The sequence below is a fragment of the Flammeovirga aprica JL-4 genome (genome assembly GCF_012844305.1).
Taxonomy (GTDB): domain Bacteria; phylum Bacteroidota; class Bacteroidia; order Cytophagales; family Flammeovirgaceae; genus Flammeovirga; species Flammeovirga aprica.
In genome coordinates this window covers 1-2,493 of the sequence record NZ_JABANE010000244.1, presented here as the reverse complement: position 1 = coordinate 2,493, position 2,493 = coordinate 1, and the positions used below count along the sequence as shown (strand labels likewise).

The window sequence follows — 2,493 nt, the reverse complement described above, 5'->3', positions numbered from 1 at the left end:
TAGTATAGCATCTGAATCAGGTATAACAAATAAAAAACTGATCATTCAGTAGCAATTGATAAGGAGACCAACCAAAAAACCTCGCTTTTGAAAAGAAAGCGAGGTTTTTTGTTAATATTATGGGAAGGAATCTTGGTGAATAGATTCACTAATTCTGGTATAGAGAACTCATCTCGTTTAAGCTTCAATTACTCCAAAAACTGCCCATATTCAGGGTTCACGTCCGCATTTTTAAATACAGCTCTATTTTTCCAAAGCTCAAAAGTGGCTTTTAGTTGGACTGTATCTTCAGGCAGTTCACCTCTATCCCCTGATTTTTTGATCCATGAATTGAGTAGAGTTCTGTGTTTGAGAAGAATATCATTGAAGTCATTTATAGTAGCGAGGTTGTACAGTTGGTGGGGATCATTTTCTAAATCATAGAGTTCCTCAGTAGGGCGTTCACCAAACCAATGCTTTTCTTGATATGCAGTTAGTTTTCCTTCTTGATGAAGGCGGTGCATATCTTTTACCATGGGTTGACGGTCACGATAACCGGCTTGCATCATAGGTCGCTCAGGGAAGAAGTTGCGGATATAGCGGTATCGGTTGGTTCTTAAAGAACGGATTCTATCTATGGTAAAATCACAGCGGTCGCGGGCACTGACTACATATTTCCTTGCTCTATTTTTATCATCAAATAGGTTCTGACCATCAAAATAGTCGGGGATTTTGACCTCGCCCATAGCTAGGGTTGTAGCTGAAATATCAAGTGTAGAAACCAGTTCATTTCTACGGACTTTTGCATTTAAATAAGGATGATTGCCTTTGATAATCAAAGGGATATGTACTCCACCTTCATAACAGAACTGTTTGTGACGCAATGAGGTATTACTGCCATGATCAGAGAAAAAGAAGATGATGGTATTCTCAAGCTCTCCATCTTTTTCAAGCTGACGCAATATATTACCCACTTCAACATCAGTGCTTCGGATGGCATTATAATGTTTTACCCAAGCCTTTTTCTGGCTAGCAATTTCAGGAAAGTAAGGAGGTAAAGGTACATCGTTCATACCCAGGATTTCACCTTTTCTGATGTGTTCAGTTCCTTTAGTTTTACCACCTTTCAGCTCAATTTGACCAAACCAGGGTTGATTTTTATCCTTACGTGCATTCCAAGTATCTTCAGTCAGCGACATATAATGCCTTGATTTATTGCCTTGCCAGCCGTTCATTCCCGCTTTGTAATGATCTGCAGTACCTACGGTATAAAGAACATTTCTATCATAATGAAAATTATAGTCATCTTTACCGCTATTGAACGTAAAATAACCTGCTTCACGCATAAGTTCAGGTACCGTTTTTTTGATGTAATCAGGTAGGTAAATCCTCAATTCTTCAGGCACTACCTCACCGTCTGTAGTTCTACTGCTTCTGTGTTGATGAGTGCCCGTAGTCGTTTGCATTTTACCTGTAATCATTGCCGACCTTGAGGCAGAACATACAGGAGCGGTAGCATAAGCACGTTCAAAAAGTACACCTTCTTCAGCGAGTTGATCTAATACCGGGGTGTGGTTTTTATTGATGGTGTCACCGTAGCAACCCATATAGGGCGAGAGGTCTTCTACAAAAATCCAGAGTATATTCGGTTTGCTTCTGACTGTATCAGTATTTTTCTGATAAGTAGCATCACATCCTAGTAATATCAGTAGTAAAAGTCCGAGTAGTCGTTGATAAAGTTTCATTTCTTTTCATCACATTAAGTAAGGGCATGTTTGCAACACGCTTAAAAAGTCTAGTTACAAAATAAACGTCCAACCTTATACTTTTATTTATTTTAACCACCAAAAAATCATCATTTTACCCATAAAATAACACAAATCGTTCTTGGATGTGAATGAGAGGAAGTATTAAGGGAAGAGGTTAGAATTAAGAGTTAAGAAAAATGGTTCGTGTTAAGCATTTCGGTTCTACAGGTGATATCTTTTTGTGGAGCCACAATGCCTTGTGGCTGACGAATCACCATAACAACCATATCACAGACTACAAACAATTATGAACTTCTGTTTCTTAGACCCATAATTGAAATTATGGGCTTTTGGGAAGACATCTCATTGATCAACTATTGCCTATTATTTTTGACTTATTACATTGTAAACTAAATTCTCGTTATTTATTGTGTTTAGAAATTAGGAGATTTCTGATGATCTGAAGGACACGAATGACGCTAACGCTTAACATTGGTGCCAGTGGGCATTCTACTCTATTCATTGGGTAGTGCTCCCCTGGCCTTGAAGGGAAAAGCGTTAAGAATTTCATGAATTGAGCCGTTAAAAATGATTTTTTTGTTTGAGCTTTAGCGAGTTTAAAATCATTTAGGCGAGAGGAATGGAATTTAGCTTTTGCGTTCAAAGCCTTGACTTTTTTGCTTCGTTTTTGTGTTAAGACAAAACCTTAGATTTATAGTGTTGTATTTATCTAAGATGGTAAATTGCTTTTTAAAACTAGGGTAAA

General features: G+C 37.8%; 1 protein-coding gene. It reads right to left on the bottom strand.

Features of this window, described 5'->3' with window-relative positions; all coding sequences use genetic code 11:
• Window positions 1-188 precede the first annotated feature (188 nt).
• A complete protein-coding gene (locus tag HHU12_RS33485) occupies window positions 189-1,724 on the bottom strand; it encodes a sulfatase family protein (protein WP_169661075.1) in 1,536 nt (511 codons plus the stop codon).
• Between the last annotated feature and the right edge of the window lie 769 nt (window positions 1,725-2,493).

Coding starts and splice junctions, on each gene's coding strand:
- HHU12_RS33485 (WP_169661075.1), bottom strand. CDS start 1,724: ATGAAACTTTATCAACGACTACTCGGACTTTTACTACTGATATTACTA.